Annotated in this window: 17 protein-coding genes and 1 pseudogene; 7 read left to right on the forward strand and 11 right to left on the reverse strand. The window is 53.0% G+C overall.

Translation table 11 applies throughout. From position 1 onward, the window contains the following. The 6 genes from PLU01S_RS15245 to PLU01S_RS15270 all read right to left on the reverse strand — a co-directional run. Positions 1–1,848 (reverse strand): MCP four helix bundle domain-containing protein (locus PLU01S_RS15245; protein ID WP_084339933.1); only part of this gene is annotated, 1,848 nt, incomplete at its 3' end. Positions 1,849–1,862: 14 nt separating this feature from the next. Continuing rightward, positions 1,863–4,043, reverse strand: coding sequence for a chemotaxis protein CheA (locus tag PLU01S_RS15250; RefSeq protein ID WP_074828524.1), 2,181 nt, complete (start codon positions 4,041–4,043; stop codon positions 1,863–1,865). Positions 4,044–4,052: 9 nt separating this feature from the next. Continuing rightward, entirely contained in the window at positions 4,053–4,370 is a 318-nt protein-coding gene (locus PLU01S_RS15255; RefSeq protein WP_074828522.1) for an STAS domain-containing protein, read from the reverse strand. A 21-nt stretch (positions 4,371–4,391) separates the two neighbouring features. Beyond that, positions 4,392–4,766 (reverse strand): response regulator, encoded by a 375-nt coding sequence (locus PLU01S_RS15260; protein ID WP_019366686.1) that lies wholly within the window; start codon positions 4,764–4,766, stop codon positions 4,392–4,394. Between the two features lie 24 nt (positions 4,767–4,790). After that, entirely contained in the window at positions 4,791–6,008 is a 1,218-nt protein-coding gene (locus tag PLU01S_RS15265) for a methyl-accepting chemotaxis protein (protein WP_233432218.1), read from the reverse strand. 173 nt (positions 6,009–6,181) lie between these two features. Continuing rightward, positions 6,182–6,583 carry a low affinity iron permease family protein gene (locus PLU01S_RS15270; protein ID WP_074828518.1) on the reverse strand — a complete coding sequence of 134 codons (402 nt, stop codon included), beginning with the start codon at positions 6,581–6,583 and terminating at the stop codon, positions 6,182–6,184. Between the two features lie 166 nt (positions 6,584–6,749). Between PLU01S_RS15270 and PLU01S_RS15275 the strand changes: the two genes are divergently transcribed. The 5 genes and pseudogenes from PLU01S_RS15275 to PLU01S_RS15295 all read left to right on the forward strand — a co-directional run bounded on the left by PLU01S_RS15275 (position 6,750) and on the right by PLU01S_RS15295 (position 9,725). Further along, positions 6,750–7,271, forward strand: coding sequence for a hypothetical protein (locus PLU01S_RS15275; RefSeq protein WP_074828517.1), 522 nt, complete (start codon positions 6,750–6,752; stop codon positions 7,269–7,271). Positions 7,272–7,280: 9 nt separating this feature from the next. Continuing rightward, positions 7,281–7,727, forward strand: a complete 447-nt coding sequence (locus PLU01S_RS15280; RefSeq protein ID WP_074828511.1) for a DUF421 domain-containing protein — start codon at positions 7,281–7,283, stop codon at positions 7,725–7,727. A gap of 140 nt (positions 7,728–7,867) precedes the next feature. Next, the gene (locus tag PLU01S_RS15285) at positions 7,868–8,299 is read left to right on the forward strand and encodes a DUF3597 domain-containing protein (protein ID WP_010798861.1); all 432 of its coding nucleotides are present in this window, start codon (positions 7,868–7,870) and stop codon (positions 8,297–8,299) included. A 332-nt stretch (positions 8,300–8,631) separates the two neighbouring features. Then, on the forward strand, positions 8,632–8,790 hold the full coding sequence (locus PLU01S_RS26405) for a hypothetical protein (protein WP_349681642.1): 159 nt from the start codon (positions 8,632–8,634) through the stop codon (positions 8,788–8,790). 504 nt (positions 8,791–9,294) lie between these two features. After that, positions 9,295–9,725: pseudogene (locus PLU01S_RS15295) on the forward strand (HIT family protein). Positions 9,726–9,843: 118 nt separating this feature from the next. On the opposite strand, the gene PLU01S_RS15300 reads toward PLU01S_RS15295, so the two are convergent. The 3 genes from PLU01S_RS15300 to PLU01S_RS15310 form a co-directional block, all read right to left on the reverse strand. Further along, positions 9,844–10,377 carry a glyoxalase superfamily protein gene (locus tag PLU01S_RS15300; RefSeq protein WP_074828508.1) on the reverse strand — a complete coding sequence of 178 codons (534 nt, stop codon included), beginning with the start codon at positions 10,375–10,377 and terminating at the stop codon, positions 9,844–9,846. Positions 10,378–10,754: 377 nt separating this feature from the next. After that, the gene (locus PLU01S_RS15305) at positions 10,755–11,924 is read right to left on the reverse strand and encodes a Gfo/Idh/MocA family protein (protein WP_074828505.1); all 1,170 of its coding nucleotides are present in this window, start codon (positions 11,922–11,924) and stop codon (positions 10,755–10,757) included. A gap of 25 nt (positions 11,925–11,949) precedes the next feature. Continuing rightward, positions 11,950–12,873 carry a TIM barrel protein gene (locus tag PLU01S_RS15310; RefSeq protein WP_074828502.1) on the reverse strand — a complete coding sequence of 308 codons (924 nt, stop codon included), beginning with the start codon at positions 12,871–12,873 and terminating at the stop codon, positions 11,950–11,952. Between the two features lie 371 nt (positions 12,874–13,244). Here PLU01S_RS15310 and PLU01S_RS15315 point away from each other — a divergent pair, with 371 nt between their 5' ends. Together PLU01S_RS15315 and PLU01S_RS15320 are read left to right on the forward strand one after the other, a co-directional pair. Beyond that, positions 13,245–14,306, forward strand: coding sequence for a LacI family DNA-binding transcriptional regulator (locus PLU01S_RS15315; RefSeq protein WP_233432217.1), 1,062 nt, complete (start codon positions 13,245–13,247; stop codon positions 14,304–14,306). Positions 14,307–14,481: 175 nt separating this feature from the next. Then, positions 14,482–14,733 carry a DUF1654 domain-containing protein gene (locus PLU01S_RS15320; protein ID WP_074828496.1) on the forward strand — a complete coding sequence of 84 codons (252 nt, stop codon included), beginning with the start codon at positions 14,482–14,484 and terminating at the stop codon, positions 14,731–14,733. 252 nt (positions 14,734–14,985) lie between these two features. Here the strand turns inward: PLU01S_RS15320 and PLU01S_RS25955 are convergent, their stop codons facing one another. Together PLU01S_RS25955 and PLU01S_RS15325 are read right to left on the reverse strand one after the other, a co-directional pair. Beyond that, positions 14,986–15,228: a hypothetical protein gene (locus PLU01S_RS25955; protein WP_174588321.1), complete on the reverse strand. Its 243-nt coding sequence runs from the start codon at positions 15,226–15,228 to the stop codon at positions 14,986–14,988. Positions 15,229–15,258: 30 nt separating this feature from the next. Then, complete coding sequence (locus tag PLU01S_RS15325; protein WP_233432216.1) at positions 15,259–15,834, reverse strand: GAF domain-containing protein; 576 nt, start codon at positions 15,832–15,834, stop codon at positions 15,259–15,261. Positions 15,835–15,838 lie beyond the last annotated feature (4 nt).

The raw sequence follows: 15,838 nt of genomic DNA on the forward strand, positions 1-15,838 counted from the left end.
GATGCCAATCTTGTCGGCAATGGTCTTCATTGCTGCGACCGTGTCCTTCACGGCCTTGCCACCTTCGGATGCTTCCTGGGCAGCCTTGCTGGCCATACTGTCAGTGACCTTGGCGTTTTCGGTATTCTGGCCGATAGAAGCGGACATCTGCTCCATGGACGCGCTGGTTTCCTCAACCGATGCCGCTTGCTCTGTGGAGGCTTGGCTCATGCACTGGGCAGTTGCTGAAATCTCCTCTGACGCACTAGCCAGTGCATCGGCCGAATCGCGAACGTCCGTGATGATTTGGTTCAGCTTTCCAACGGTGCTGTTAATGGATTGCTTGAGTTCCAGCAACTGACCTTGGTAATTACCTTGTACCGTGCGGCTGAGGTCACCCTGGGCAAGGCTGGCCATAACGCTCATGGCCTCATTAACGGGGCTGACAATCGCATCGAGCGTCCCGTTGATGCCTTCGACGATACGGCGGAAATCACCCTTATGCTGACTAGCATCGGCGCGGGTCGCCAACTGGCCTGCCATGGCTGCACTGCTGAGCGCGCTGGCATCATCTACCAGCCGCTGGATATTGGCCCGTACCTGCTCGATATTGTCGTTGATTATTGCCTTTTTACCTGGGAAGCGCTCCAGCGGTGCAGAAAGATCACCTTCGCCAAAAGCCTGTACACACGCCATGGCCTTGCGTTGTACCTCAAGGTGGCCATCGACCATGGTGTTGATGCCTTCCGCCAGCGCCTGATAGGAGCCGCTAAAACGGGCTGCTTCGATGAAGACGTCGATGTCACCTTTATCATGAGCACGGGACATGCGCTGCATCTCATTGACCAGCTGCATGATGTTTGCACGTACCTGCTCGATGTTATCGTTGATTACCGCTTTCTTGCCGGGGAAGCGCTCAAGAGAGGCGTCCAGATTGCCCTCACCAAAGGCCTTTACGCATGCCATGGCTTTCTGCTGGACTTCGAGATGGCTGGACACCATGGTGTTCACGCCTTGCGCCATGGTGCGGTAGCTGCCCTCGAAGCGGTCAGCGGGAATGAAAACATCTATATCCCCTTTGTCGTGCTCCTTGGACATGTGATTCATCTCGTTGAGCAGATTGCGCAACGTACCTACCATGCGACTCATGGCCGCCATGAGGCTAGTTGTATCGCTTGCCTTGACTACAATGTCATCCGGCAGATCGCCCTTAGCCACGCGATTGGCTACGGCTACGACTTTTTGCAGGCTGCGGATGATGACGAAACCAATAAAGCCGATAGCAAGCAGAGTCACCAGGGCGATAACAATGGATGTAATTGTTGCATTGGTCTTGATGCTGGCTGCCAGCTGAGCACTTTGTTCACCCAGGCGCTGATTGAACTCACGATGAGTACCCAAGGCTTCGGCCAGCTTGGTGAACGCCGGGCGGTTAGCCATCAGTATTTCCCTGGCTTGATCCAATTGACCCTGCTGGGAGAGCAGAAGCAATTTATCCTGAAGGGCAAACAGGGCTCCGATGGCTTCACGGTCCTGCTCCAGCAGGCGACGATCTTCATCGTTGGCTACCAGATTTTCATAGTTTTTCAGAGCACCTTGGACCTTGTTCTGCAGGTCATGGACTTCTTGAGCCAGCTGCCCTTTCTCAAGGGCATCGTTGCTCTGTAAGTGAAGGAACATAGCTCTTACAGACTTATTGGTAGGATCGTTGACCGCTGCGATAGCCAATAAGCTCGGCACTGCGTTCTCGTTGCCGAAGTTTGCTGCCTCGAATACCCGGCTGATCTGGTACTGCGCAGCGCCGGCCAGGACCAGGATGCCTAGTAATGCAGAGACTACCAGCAGCACCATTTTTTTCGTTTCGTTCATGATAGCTGTCTCAATCAGGAATTGATGGTCATGGCGGCGCTGGAAGCGGCCTGCCTTTGTGTAATTGTGCCGATCATTCCCGGCACACTGAGGATCAACGCCACGGCACCACTACCCAATATGGTGAAGCCGCCCAAGGCGCGGTTGTTATCGAAAATCTTGCCGAGTGGCTTGATAACGGTCTGAAACTCACCCATGAGCTGATCTACGACCAAGCCGGCACGACTACCCGCGTAGTTCACGACAACCACGTTTTCACGGCGTGGCGGTTCATCTTCAACGGCAAACAATTCACGTAGTCGGATGAAGGGCAGGGCATCGCCCCGTAAATCGATGTAATCGCTCGTACTTTGTCTTGCCGCAGAGGACTGGTCGCTGGTCAGCTCAATGCATTCCTCAACCATGTCCAGTGGAACCACATAGGTGGCTTTGCCAACGCCGATCAGGAAGCCATCAATAATGGCCAGTGTCAGGGGCAGGCGGATACTAATCGTAGTGCCTATGCCTTCAACGCTGTCCAGATCCACTGTGCCACGTAGAGCCGTGATATTTTTCTTTACCACGTCCATCCCAACGCCACGACCGGACAGGTTGCTGACTTGCTCAGCGGTGGAAAAGCCAGGCTCGAAAATCAGGTTGAAGATTTCCTTGTCGGTCAGGCTCTGGTTGTCGCTGACGAGTCCGCGCTCTATGGCTTTGCGTAGGATGCGATCTTTATTGAGACCGCCACCGTCGTCCGATACCTCGATGACAATGCTGCTGGACTCGTGATACGCATTCAGGCGCACCGTACCCTGAGCAGGCTTGCCACGCTCGAGGCGAACAGGGGCCGGCTCAATACCATGATCCATGGAGTTGCGAATAAGATGGGTCAGCGGATCGCCGATTTTCTCGACTACGGTCTTGTCCAGTTCGGTGTCACCACCGCTGATTTCCAGAACGATGTCCTTACCCAGCTCTTTGGACACATCACGCACGACGCGCTGGAAGCGGTTAAATGTCGTGCCGATTTGTACCATTCGCAGGGTCAAGGCTGAATCACGTACCTCTTCCACCAAGCGCGACAGTACGCCAGTAGACTCTACCAGTTGGGCAACGCCACTTTGCTGAGCGGCTAGTTGGGTACCGGCCCCTGCAATAATCAGCTCACCGATCAGGTTAATAAGCTGATCAAGCTTGTTGGCATCCACTCGAATCAGGTTACCTTCAGCTGTCCGGTTGTCCTTGACCTGCTTTTGCTTCTGCAGCGCAGCGGTCACGACTTGTGGTTGGACATTCTTCTCATTGATCAGTACCTGACCAATAGGCGCTGCTTCTGCTTCTGGCTCTGACTGTTTTTGAAGTGCTTTTTCCAGCTCCGATTGTGTCAACGCACCGCAACGTACCAGCATTTCACCCAGGCGCAGATCTTCTTCCGGTAGCTCGTTGATCAACTGGATATAATCGGCCGTCTTGCTGTTCGGTGGAAAGATACGAATTTGACTGTCTTCACGAACAAATTCGAAGGCACCTTCAATCGTTTCCTTATCGGCATCCGTTGCAAAAGCCACTTCAAAACCCAGATAGCTGGTTTCCGGGTCCATTTCGTCAGCCGTAGGAACATGTTCAGTTAGCGTGACGATATGAGTGATCTGCCCGAAGGTATTGAGGTACCGTAAAAACGCTAAGGGATCCATGCCATTGCGTAACACATCGGGACCAAAGCGCAGTGACAGATGCCAATGCTCGCCAGGCTTGTCACTGATCTCACGGGCCACGGGCGCAGCCGCTTCCACAATCGAGGTCGGTACGGCATTGCCAGACAGATACTGGCTCAAGGTCTCGACCAGGGCTGTCCCCTGCTTGTGCAGTGCCGGCTCCAATTCATCCAGCGAGCCGCCAGCTTCTACATGCGTAATAAGGGCGTTGAGCTGATCGCATACCTGCAGGAATAGGGCGGCCAACGCATCGTTGAAGGCAAGCTCGCCACTGCGAATGCGATCCAGAACGCTTTCTGCCACATGGGTAAAACTGACGATACCGTCCAGCCCGAACAGGCCTGCTGAACCCTTGATTGTATGGGCAGCACGGAAAATCGCATTGATCAGGTCTGGATCATGCGGGTTCTGCTCGATCTGCAACAGAGCATCTTCCATCTGCTGGAGAAGCTCTTGGCTTTCGGCAATAAAAACCTTTAACACGTCATCGATATTCACGGCGTGGCCTCAAGCGAGATGCGGCTGACTAAGAAGAGGGTCGCCAAAAAAGCTGACTAGCCCGCTTAGCTCAAGCAACTCCACAACCGCAGGGCTGTGGTTGCACAGGCTAAGCGAGCAGCCACGCCTGGCTGCTTCCTGTTTTGCAAGGATGAGCAGCTGCAGGCCAGCCGAATCGAATTCATCTACTCCTGCCAGATCAAATTCGACAAGTGCGCTGGCCTTGAGCGGATCGAGCACCTTGGCCTTGCTCTCAGCTGCTGTATAAATAGTCAACGGGCCATCCAGGGCCACACGGTGATGCAGTTCAATAGCGGCTTCGGTCATGGTGACGATCTCGTAGCAGGGTTACGGCAGAATCAGTTTGGAAACAGCCGCCAGCATCTGAGCGGGCTGGAAGGGCTTGACCATCCAGGCTTTGGCGCCTGCGGCCTGACCGGCTGATTTCTTGTCGGCACCCGACTCGGTGGTCAGCATGATGACCGGCGTGAACTTGTAGGCCGGCAGCTTCTTGGCTGCTGTAACAAACGCAATGCCGTCCATATTGGGCATGTTCACGTCGCTGATGATCAGGTGGATCTTGCGGCCGTCTAACTTGCCCAATGCGTCCTTGCCATCACAGCCCTCGATCACGTCGTAGCCGGCGCCCTTGAGTGTCATGCCGACGACCTGGCGGATCGAAATGGAGTCATCAACGATAAGAACGGTTTTTTTCGTGCTCATAATGGTCTCGAACAGAAGTGTGGCTTAGAAGAAGGTGATATCGGACGAAGCGGCTGAGGCCGGCGTTTTGCCGTGATGGACAGCCAGCTGCTCCGCTGTGGTATAGGTCTTGGCCAGCTCATCAAGCCAGGCTTTGGTGTCGATCGGCTTCAACGCCTCGCCCTGCGCGGCCTGAGTACGCCGGTCAAGCAGGCGCTGTTCCAGCTTGTTCAAATCATTGCGGATATGGCTCAGCATCTGGCTGACGCGATCCTGGAATTGCAGGGCTACCAGGACGTCCGAGATTTCAGCGCCCACGGCTTCGCTTTGCTCGCGCAAGGTGTTGCTCTGCTGCACCAGATGACTGGCGCTGGCATTGAACTGGGTGATGACGTTTTCGATGACGTTTCCGGAGTTCGCCAGGGTTTCAGCATCCTGACGGGCGTACTGCTCGGACGCCTCCAGGGTGCGGCGAATGGCGGCATTAACGGTCTCCACCGTTTCGCTGATCTTTTGTCCGGTGTTGCCTGACAGAGTCGACAAGCTGCGAACTTCATCGGCGACTACCGCAAATCCACGGCCTGCCTCGCCTGCACGTGCAGCTTCGATAGCCGCGTTCAAGGCCAACAGGTTCGTCTGCTTGGCAACATCGGCAACATCCTTGGCCATGGCCTGAAGCTGGCCGGTAAATTCATGCAGTTGCGTGATTTCACGCTGGAGCACTGCCTTGCTTGACAAGGCTTCACGCAGGCCGGTAATGATGCCGTTGAGTTCGTTCTGGCTGGAGGACAGGAGCGCAACAAGCGCCTGAGCACTGCCATCATGGGACCCTTCGACTGACATTTGAATACGGCCTGCCAGCTCAGCAAAGCGATGGGTCAGTTGGGTAACGGCTTCTTCCGTGTGACTACGCGCTGTTTCGATCTGCTGTGCCCACACCGGGAGCACTTCAATACAGATCCCGTCCACAGCACCTTCCTGGGCCTTTTTGCCGGTCATGCCGCGCGCCTCGCTTTGTGAGGCAGAAAGTGCTTTCAGCACCTGCTGCTGGCGCGCCTGGCCCCAGACAGCCAAAAGCCCGGCTGCAATCAGTAGCGCAGCCGCCAGCACCCAGCTCAACAAGGAAGCGTTTCCTGCCCAGACAATTCCGGCTCCGCCAGCTACGCCACACAGCGCAAGCGGAATCCAGACGGTACCTGTCATTGAGGCGTGGTTGGAAGCTCCAGAAATGGAATGATCGAGAGAAACATCAGAGGAAGGCATCAAGCACCACCATTAAGTCGATTGCGCAGAGAACCGCATTGGAGGGGTTATCGTTTTCTACGCTTGAAACTTAATGGCGGTTATAGGATTTATTTACATGTCAATAATCTGATGATGCTTTAGTGCCATTGCTGAGGTTGGATTTTTCTAACTGTGATTGGTGTCACGTTGTTTTAGGCCTGCTCAGTCTTTTCTTCGGCCTCTGGGTCTCGGCGCTTGAGCGCACTGGCCTCTTTTCCTATTTCCTCATACTTCTTGCGCAGCGCTTTGAGTTCACTGGCATCGAGACTTTTCAGGTAGAGCAGGCGATCCTGGGCGCCTTGGGTAACGCGCAAGAATTCGTCGAGCTTGATGTGCAGGGCAACGTTGTCACGGTTCTGTGTGTTCTGGATCAGAAACACCATGAGAAACGTAATGATGGTCATGGAGGTGTTGATGATCAGCTGCCACGTAGCGTTGTAATGAAAGATCGGGCCTGTAATAGCCCAGAGAATGATACCTGCGACAGCCAGCTGAAACGTGCGGGCTTGGCCTGCCCAATTTGAGAATTTTGCCGAGAGTTCATTGAATGTCATGGTGCACCCTCAAGGTATTACCTGCAGACGTAATGCTTAAGAGTTTGGTTTCTGGCCGCTGTATGCGGTGTGCTGCGATAGGGGGGTGAGGCGAGGCACGGCGTGTGCGCGCAGAACTAATGAGTGTCCCGGCTTTCAACCGTAACAACAGGCCAGGGACGTAAATATGTCAACGCTAGACGATAAGAACGAGTTTTCCAGCCGCCAGTATCCGATCCAAGAAGACCTTTGCGTACAGAAACGGATCTGGATGATCGAGCGTATAGGCTGGTACATGCTGTGCGCCATTGTCATCCTGACGTTGCTTGGTCTGTTTTCCAAGGGTCCACTAAGTCATACCGAAATCCAGAGTCCTGATGGCGAACTGATCATTGTCTACGAGTGCTTTGCACGTAATGGTGCATCCATGCCGGTCACCATCAAGGCCAAGGCTGGAGCAGATGGAAAAGCGACCATCCTGCTCGACGGCAGTCTGCTGGACTCATTCAGTGTCGACAGCCTGCAACCCGAGCCAGTCGAATCCCGCAGCTACGGCTCAGGGATGCGCCTTACCTACCTGGCTGATGATCGAGGCTGGGTCCAGACGCACCTGAGTCTTCGGGCACAGGGGGTTGGTCTGTCTCGCAGTGTCGTTTCAACGCTGACTTCAGGGCCCGCCCTGCAACTGACGCAATTCATTTATCCGTAAGGAGCAATCATGGACGCGGTATTACGCGCTGCGGCGGTTTATCTGGTGGTCTTTATTATCTTCAAGATTGCCGGGCGGCGTACCCTGGCTGAAATCACAACGTTTGATTTTGTGCTACTTCTGATTATTGGCGAGGCGACCCAACAGGCGTTGCTGGGCGATGATTTTTCCGTAACCAACGCAGCGCTCATCATCGTGACCCTGGTAGTCATCGATATCGGGTTATCGCTGGTCAAGGAGCGGTCGCCCAAGCTTGCGCGGTTCATAGACGGGATGCCCATGATCATCGTGGAGAATGGACAGGTGCTCAAGGCGAGACTGAACAAGGTACGTCTGGCCGAGGAGGACATCCTGGAGGCGGCCCGTACCACGCATGGGCTTGAGCGAATGGATCAGATCAAATATGCGATTCTGGAGAAAAATGGTGCCATCTCCATTATTCCGAAGGAGAAGTAACACCAACTGGAATGAAGATGTTGGGTCTGGTCTCAAACTAATGGCATTTATTTCAAACTAATTCCACGACACAGCGGTCGGAAGATAGGCAAGCCCTGCACAAGCAGGTCACCGTCTCGATTGATAGATGAGGAGTTTATATGAGCTTATTTGGCAATATCCTGTCCAAGCTTGGTATTGGTAAAGAAGCACACGCTGCCGAACCTACCGCGCAGCAGCCGGGCAGCACTGATGCAGCGGCAGGTACGCCCGCTGGCACGTCATCCTCGTCCACGGATACAGCTACCGGAGCCGCACCACAGGCCATCAGTCAGGTGGATGTGGCTGCCAAGCTCGACGGGCTGGCGGCCAACCATGCCGAAAAGCTCAACTGGAAAACGTCCATCGTCGATCTGCTCAAGCTGCTTGACCTGGACAGCAGCCTGTCTGCTCGTCAGGAGCTCGCCAAAGAACTGAACTGCCCAGCAGACAAACTGCAGGACTCCGCGCAGATGAACATGTGGCTGCACAAAGCTGTACTGCAAAAGCTGGCTGAGAACGGCGGCAACGTACCCGCAGATCTGCTGGACTAGTGTCGCTAGCGAAGCCTTACTGATGAGCGCAGGCAGGTAATATCTTGGATAAATAGGCCAAGGGATATCTAGCCTGCGCTCGTGAGAAATAACGCTGCAACTGACCGATAGCTACTATAAAAAAATATGTAGCCGTTGAGTTATATCCCAATGTCTACTATGAAGTTGCTTTCGACTGCTTCTAACTACTCGTAGTTAGAGTAGGCTTTTAAAGGAGGTTGGCTTTTTAATTTTTGGTTTTCGAAGTGGTAGTTGCCGAAGCGGTATATGCTCGACTCCATTCATAAATCAAAAAGCAGGCTACAAGCATGTACCCAAAGCTGAATCGCATCATGCTGTACGTCAGAGACGTCCAGGTTACTTGTACCTTTTATGAACGCTATTTCGGTTTCGCTAGTAAGATTGACGTTGATGATCTTATCGCTGAACTAATACCAAAGATAAAGATGGCGGTGCCATTATTATGGTTCATCCTGCCGGGAAGGGCATAAAAATAGGACAAGCTGCCGTCAAACTCGTTTTTGATGTTAAGGATGTAGATAGCTTCAAAGAGCAGTGCATGACCCAGGGGTTAAGGTTTGGCATTACTCATCATGCTGACGGTTATTCTTTTGCGAATGCTAAAGACCCCGACGGCAACTCAATATCTATATCCAGCAGGGCGTTCGCTGTGCTCAGTAGATAAGACAGTTGAGGTCAATCCATAAGCTCTACCTCTTACCTTAACTGATATGCCTGTATGGTATGCGGTAGTCGCTGGGTTATATCTGAAAGACAACAGCATTTTAAATGCAAATTATTGGCTGGAAGTGATAATTCGAAAATTTAATCAATGCTGCCCTTTTAAAGGGTCGCCACACGCTTTAGTGTTTGATACGGAAGATTTTGTACTTGCGAGAAAGTGCGGTGGCAATCGTCATAAGGGAAATGATCAAACCAAAGTCAGAGAATTCTGAACAAAGACCTAGCCGGTAATGCCGCTATTAAGGACAAGCATGTCACTCATTTCAGATCGTGTGGCGCTCGCACGTACTGGAGCAAACGACAAAGTTATTTGCCGTATGGCCTCTGACTGGGCAGTTATGGGCGATGTACAGTTTCTTCCAGGCTATTGCCTGTTGCTTCCAGATCCTGTTGTTCCTAGCCTGAATGATCTTGATGCTGAGTCTAGAACCACCTACCTACTCGAAATGACACGTATCGGCAATGCTGTTCTAGAGGCTACCGGGGCACTGCGTATGAATTACGAAATATTGGGTAATTCAGAACCAGAACTCCATTGTCACATTTTCCCCGCTATGCATCGGAACCCGAACAGCATCGTAAAATGCCTGTTTGGTTCTATGACTGGAAAGCCGCTCCCCCATACACAGAAGAAGTTCATGGAAATCTGCAGAAGAAAATTGCTCAACTTTTGGCTTCATAAAGCTGAGTGGTTGCTTTACCTAGCAGAATCAAACCTCCTTTTGGCTGATCGCTATTGTCGTTCAGGGCTGGGTAGTCGTTGAGTTATACCCAAGCGACTACAAAGCTCAGTGAGCTAATCAGTCCTGGCAGAAACGAATGCGATTACCAAAAGGATCATGGACTTCCATAACCTTTCCCCACGGCTGGTGAACAATTTCTGGGCGTCCGTAGCTATAGTGTTTTGCTAATAGCTCATCGCGAAAGGCCTTGATGTTTTGCATCGGTACAAAGATCGTGGACCCCGGACTGGCGTCGCCATGATGTTCGGATAAATGAAGTTTGAGACCGCCTCGGTCAATACCAAGGTAAAGCGGCAGATGAGCTTCAAATCGATGTTCGAACTCGACGCTGAAACCCAGGAAGTCCAGGTAAAACTCCCGTGCCTTGGTTTCATCAAATATCCGAAGTATAGGGACAGATCTTCCGAAGATAGGGTTGTTTTGCGTTTGGTCTTCTTTCGAAAGTGCTGCTGAGGCAGTGTTCCAATCCTTGTAACCCAGTTGATGTGAGATCAACTCAAGCGCAGTAGAGTGGGGTATGTCTTGATTACGCTCTGCCAATGAAGCACGCAATCTTCTAGCCATCTGTTTGGCTTGCTCAATTGAAATCATCGTTCCTCCTGAAAGCGAAGCATTCTGGAGCTCGCATTACCAATGCTTCGGTGATCAGAGAAGCGATTTGGGAGAAAACATGGATGCTTTCACCTTACCCAAGGGGTGCGAGCGGCAGGCAGCAACGGCCCGCCACGATAGTACTCCCTTAGGCCTTCCATGCCGAGCCGTTTAGAAGGAGCCTACCCAATTCCAAGAGGGCAGGCAGCGGTGCCTGATCAGGGCAAGTGATTGCTATCCTCTCATGCGCAGCGAGAAAGCCATAATGAGTGGTATTTCAGTGATGAGAAACTTTCGCTGAGCAGGTCGCAGCTGCACTGAATGTAGGTTGTTCATAGGGACGACCATCGTAAAGGCTTAGCTGTTCAGGATGCAGGTCAATAGTCAACCCATGCGCCGCCCTGACCTGCAGACTGTACGCAGCGCTCAACCCAACGCACTCCCTCGACGCCAGCATGGATGTCTGGGTAACGAAGCGTTTTTAATAGCGTGCTATCGTTACGGTCCGTCGCGTCCATGGCCAGGGCGAAGCGGTAGTAGAGATTGGCCCACGCCTCGAAAAGCCCCTCGGGGTGGCCTGCGCCGATGCGGTCGTCGATCAGGGCGTTGGCGTGGAGGTAGGTCATGCCGCGCTCCAGCACTTGAGCTGGTTGACCCTGGATTTCGAATGAAAGTTGGTTAGGACGTTCATCCCACCATTCAAGACTGGCCCTGGAGCCGATCACGCGGACCTTCTGACCATGCATGGAACCTGCGTTTACAGCACTGGACCAGACCATGCCCATGGCACCACTGTCATATTCCATGAGGGTATAGGCATTGTCCTCCAGCGGGGCACGGCTTTTGACAAAGCTCTGGCGCGAGCACATCAAGCGCTTGATCTTCAGGTCAGGCAACATAACTTCTGAAATATACAGCGGATGGGTACCTATATCGCCTAGCACGTAGCTAGGGCCCGCTATGCGCGGGTCCATACGCCATAGGGCGGCCCCGTTTTGTGACTCTACGGAGTCACTATGAAAACCGTGGGCAAATTGCATGTGTACCATCCGAATTTCGCCCAGTTCGCCTTGGGCAATCATTTGGCGGGCCTGCTCGATCAGTTGATGGCCGGCGTAACCATAGGTCACGCCTACGATTCTGTTTTTCGCCAAAGTTACTTCACGCAATGTTTCAGCTTCCGCCACTGTAAAGCACAGGGGCTTTTCACAGATTACATGCAAGCCTGCCTCCAGCGCCGCCTTGGTAATGGCGTAATGCGTGACATTGGGCGTGGCGATGGATACCGCCTGAATACCATCCGGTCGCTGGGCCTCCTGTTCAAACAGACTGAGGTAGTCTGGGTAACAGCGTTCAGGATCGACACCTAGTGTTATGCCAAATTCGAGGCCGCGTTCAGGATTGATATCGAATGCTCCAGCTACCAAGGCAAAGTTCTGATCACGCAAGGCGGCCGAACGATGAATATAGCCGATTTGGCTATCACGACCGCCTCCTACCATGGCCCAGCGGATGGGGTGGGGGATACGCTTGCTGCCATTAATCATTGTTATTGTCCTTTAGCAGAGTGGGTTAGAAACCGATCGTAGAGAGGTAGCTGCGGCTGGCCGCAACATCGTGCAAGGTGCCCTTGGCGTTGCGCGGATCGCGCTCCTGTTCGACGGTGATGTAGCCCTGATAACCCAGTGTTTGAATGAGTTCGTATAGGGCAGGGTAGTTGATGACGCCGCGTCCAATTGGGCACATGACGCCTTTGGCACAGGCATCAAAGAAGCTAATGCGTTCATCCATGACCTGATCGAATATCGCCTGATCGATATCTTTGAAATGCAGGTAGTCAAGGCGACTTCCGTACTGGCGGAGCGTCGCTATCGGATCCATGCCGGCGTAATACAAATGGCCTGTATCCAGGCACAAACCCGCAACATCGTCGGGAATATCTTCTACCAGCTGCGCCAACTCATCGGCGAACTCGATATAGCCACCGGCGTGCGGGTGAATCACCGTTCGCACGCCATATTCCTTCCAGCTGAGGTCGGCTATGGTACGGATGTGACTCATCATGTGCTGCCAGTCCTGCTGGGGAAGACGCGGAGCTTGGTCAGAATGGCCAGCGTTATAGTCGCGTTCTTCATGTCCCCAGTCGATTACAACCAGATAGGGCATACGGAAACGTTGGCCGGGCTCCTGCTCGATAACGGGTAGGTGCGTAAGTAAGGAGCAAATAGTGTGCGTCTGCTCTAGAAGATTTGACAGGTTTCGAGGGTCAACAAGGTTATCGAAGATAGTTCCGGCAACCACATGCAGATCATGTGCGGTCAGAACATCACCAACTGTGTGAACGTCTAGCGGAAGATATCCATAAGGACCTAGTTCAATCCCGCGGTAACCGGCCTGCGAGGCTTCGTGCAGTACATGCTGCCAAGGGGGAAGAAAAGGATTGTTGACGTCATCAACTCCCCAACAGCAAGGGGCAGTGGATATTTTTATGGCCATGTTGCGCTCCGAGGCTTGTTGTTATGACGGGGCTGTAGCACGTGATCGAAAGGCTAGAAGGCCTAGAAAAGTAAAGCTAGAGAAGGGATGGCGTTATCTGTCAAAACCTTTCAAACAAATAGAGTAGACTTTCATTTCCTGGCAGAAACGCACGCATGCCATTTAGGAAGGCATTGAAGTCTTTCTGGTGGACTTAACTATCGAAAAGAGAACGCATAAGTCTTAAGAGAGCTATGCTACAAACAGCGTGTAAGCCAATCCATTTGTAATAGAGTAGCCTGCAGCGCAGGGCCTCTTTGCTAGTAGCAGGTGCTATAGTCGCGACGGAACCTATCAAAACCTGTCAAACAAGCGGCTTAGGTAATCCACGCATGTCAGAGCCTTCTAGTGTCTCGTCGCGTCGCCCTACTATGGAAGATGTAGCCCGTCTGGCAGGGGTCAGCCTGTCAACAGTGGACCGGGTCATCAATCTGAGAGCCAGAGTGCGTGCAGACACAGCGCGGCGTATCGCCGATGCCGCATCTCAACTGGGTTTTCATGCACGGGGCATTATCGAGCAACATCTGGCAGGGCAGCGGCCCATCGTGCGGCTGGGCTTTCTGCTCATGAAGCAGGGCGTGGCGTTTTACCAAAGGTTAGCCGAAGCGCTAGCCGAGGCAGCCGCCACCACGCTTAAGGCACAGGTAAGGGTTGTGATTACCTATCTGGATGACTTCGACCCTTCTACCACGGCGCAGCGGATTCTAGCGTTGCGTGGTCAGGTAGATGCACTAGGTGTCGTTGCAGCCGATCACCGCGAAGTATGCGAAGCGGTGGCCTCCTTGCGCGCAGACGGTATGCCTGTAATCGCACTAGTGTCTGATCTGGCAGCCTCTGCGGGTGCAGGTTATGTAGGGCTTGATAGCCGCCGGGCGGGACGTACAGCCGGCTGGTTCATTACCCAGCTGGCTCGCCAGCCAGGGGCGGTGGCGCTATTGATCGGCACTCAGCGCTTCCAGTGTCAGGAGCTGTGTGAAATGAGCTTTCGAAGTTATTTGAGCGAGCGGGCCGGGGAGTGGGAGCTTCTGGTGCCCAGGCTTACGCTGGAAGATGAAATGTTCGCTTATGAGAACACCTTGGATTTATTAAGAGGCCAGCCTGATCTGGCAGGGCTGTACGTGGCGGGAGGAGGGATAGAAGGGGTACTGCGTGCGCTCAGGGAGGTACGCGAGCGGCAAGGACGCTTACCCGTAGTGGTCTGTCATGATCTGACGCCTCTTACCCAGGCTGCCTTGAAGGATGGTCTCGTCCAGGCGGTATTGTCGCATCCGCTCGGCGTCATGGCGCAGGATGCTGTGCATGAATTGGTAAAGGCGGCTCTTGCTGCACCGGAGCCACTGCCGATGGGGCGAAATGCGCTTGCGCCGCATATCAGTACACCCGAAAGTGTGTAATCACTCCTTAAGTTAATAACTTCCTGGAGGGCCGAACGTCCTGTGAGAGGACAGCCACATACAGGATGAGCATCGGTCGCGTAACTACATACGCTCGGGAGCTGGTTCATGAAACGGCTTGATCTCCACAACACAGATATAATACTGTAAATGCATACAGTGTTGAGCTATGCGTATGGCTAAGAAAACCACGTCCTCTCCACCTACCCCTAAACCCTATGACTTACTTGCTATGCGTCTTCAGCGGGTTATCAACAGTCCAGCCGCACAGCACGCAAAAACAGCCCTGCTTGAGCGGCTCGAAAGCGATCCGGATGAGGTATGGGAGCAGATCATGGCGGAGCTTGAGGAAACCGATAACGTAACCTTGGCTTTTCGTGATGATGGGAACGTCCAGATTTTTTGGACCGTTCCGCAGGAGGGCTGATCTGAAGCCCTCTCGGTTTCTCTGCGGCTCGATTCAAAGTGATCACCTATGTATAAACATCACCTAGCTGCGCACCGTCCATGATTGATCCAGCCGTGTGGTGTAGTTCTAGCTTATCAGCTAGTGCCGCATAGCTCAGTCCGGATGGATCAGCCGTAACTCGCTCCGAGCCGGTCGGCACCTGCTGACTGCTCGGGCTGGAATAGCCCCATGGAATATTCGTCACGTTGCTTAAGGCCTATCAGGAGGATTTCAAACTTGGCGTAGGCATAGCCCATCCTGATAGATGTGCTTCAGTCTGTGCAGGGCGTACTGGATCAGCACGCGCGTGTCATCGATGGAGTAGGGCAGGTTCAAAATGGCCTCTTTCGAGTAACGGTGCTCTGGCGGGCCGTACATGCCGGTCTGCTTAGGATCTGGCAAAGTAACTGTTGCGCCCTGAGCCTTCCCGCAGCCCAAGCTGTGCAGCTGGCCAATGACACGGCCAGGGCGCAACAGTTCTACTGGCGCTGGTCGAACGCGCAGCTAATATCTCTCCTCATTCAAGTTGTAAGCAGGCTCGCTCAATGCAGCCAACGCCGGACTATTGGTTAGTAGACTAATGTCTTGTATGAGCTTGTGCATTATAATTTCACGCTGGAGACAGTTAGCCAGATCCCGTAAGCGCATCATTTGGTCGTGTTTTAATGTTCTGGCATGAGTATCAATAATGCAGAGCGTGCCGATAGGTAGATAACCTGGCATATACAAGGGACAACCTGCATAAAACCGAATGTAGGGGTCTCCAGTGACCAAGGGATTATCGGCGAAACGCAAGTCGGCTTTGGTATCAGGGATATAAAGAACTGACTTCTCTAAAATTGCGTGGCCACAAAACGAAATTTCGCGAGACGTTTCACTGACTCCAAGTCCAGCGCACCCTAAGAACCACTGCCGATTTACATCTACCAGCGACACCGCTGCGATAGGTACATCGCACAAGGTCTTGGCAAGCCGAACAAACCGCTCAAAACGCTCATCCTTTTGACTATCGAGCAGGCCAAGTGAATGAAGCGCCTCTAGGCGCTCCTTTTCAACAGGGTGAAGTTGAGGAGTTTTCATAATT

Origin of the sequence: Pseudomonas luteola NBRC 103146 (assembly GCF_002091675.1) — a bacterium.
GTDB lineage: Bacteria > Pseudomonadota > Gammaproteobacteria > Pseudomonadales > Pseudomonadaceae > Chryseomonas > Chryseomonas luteola.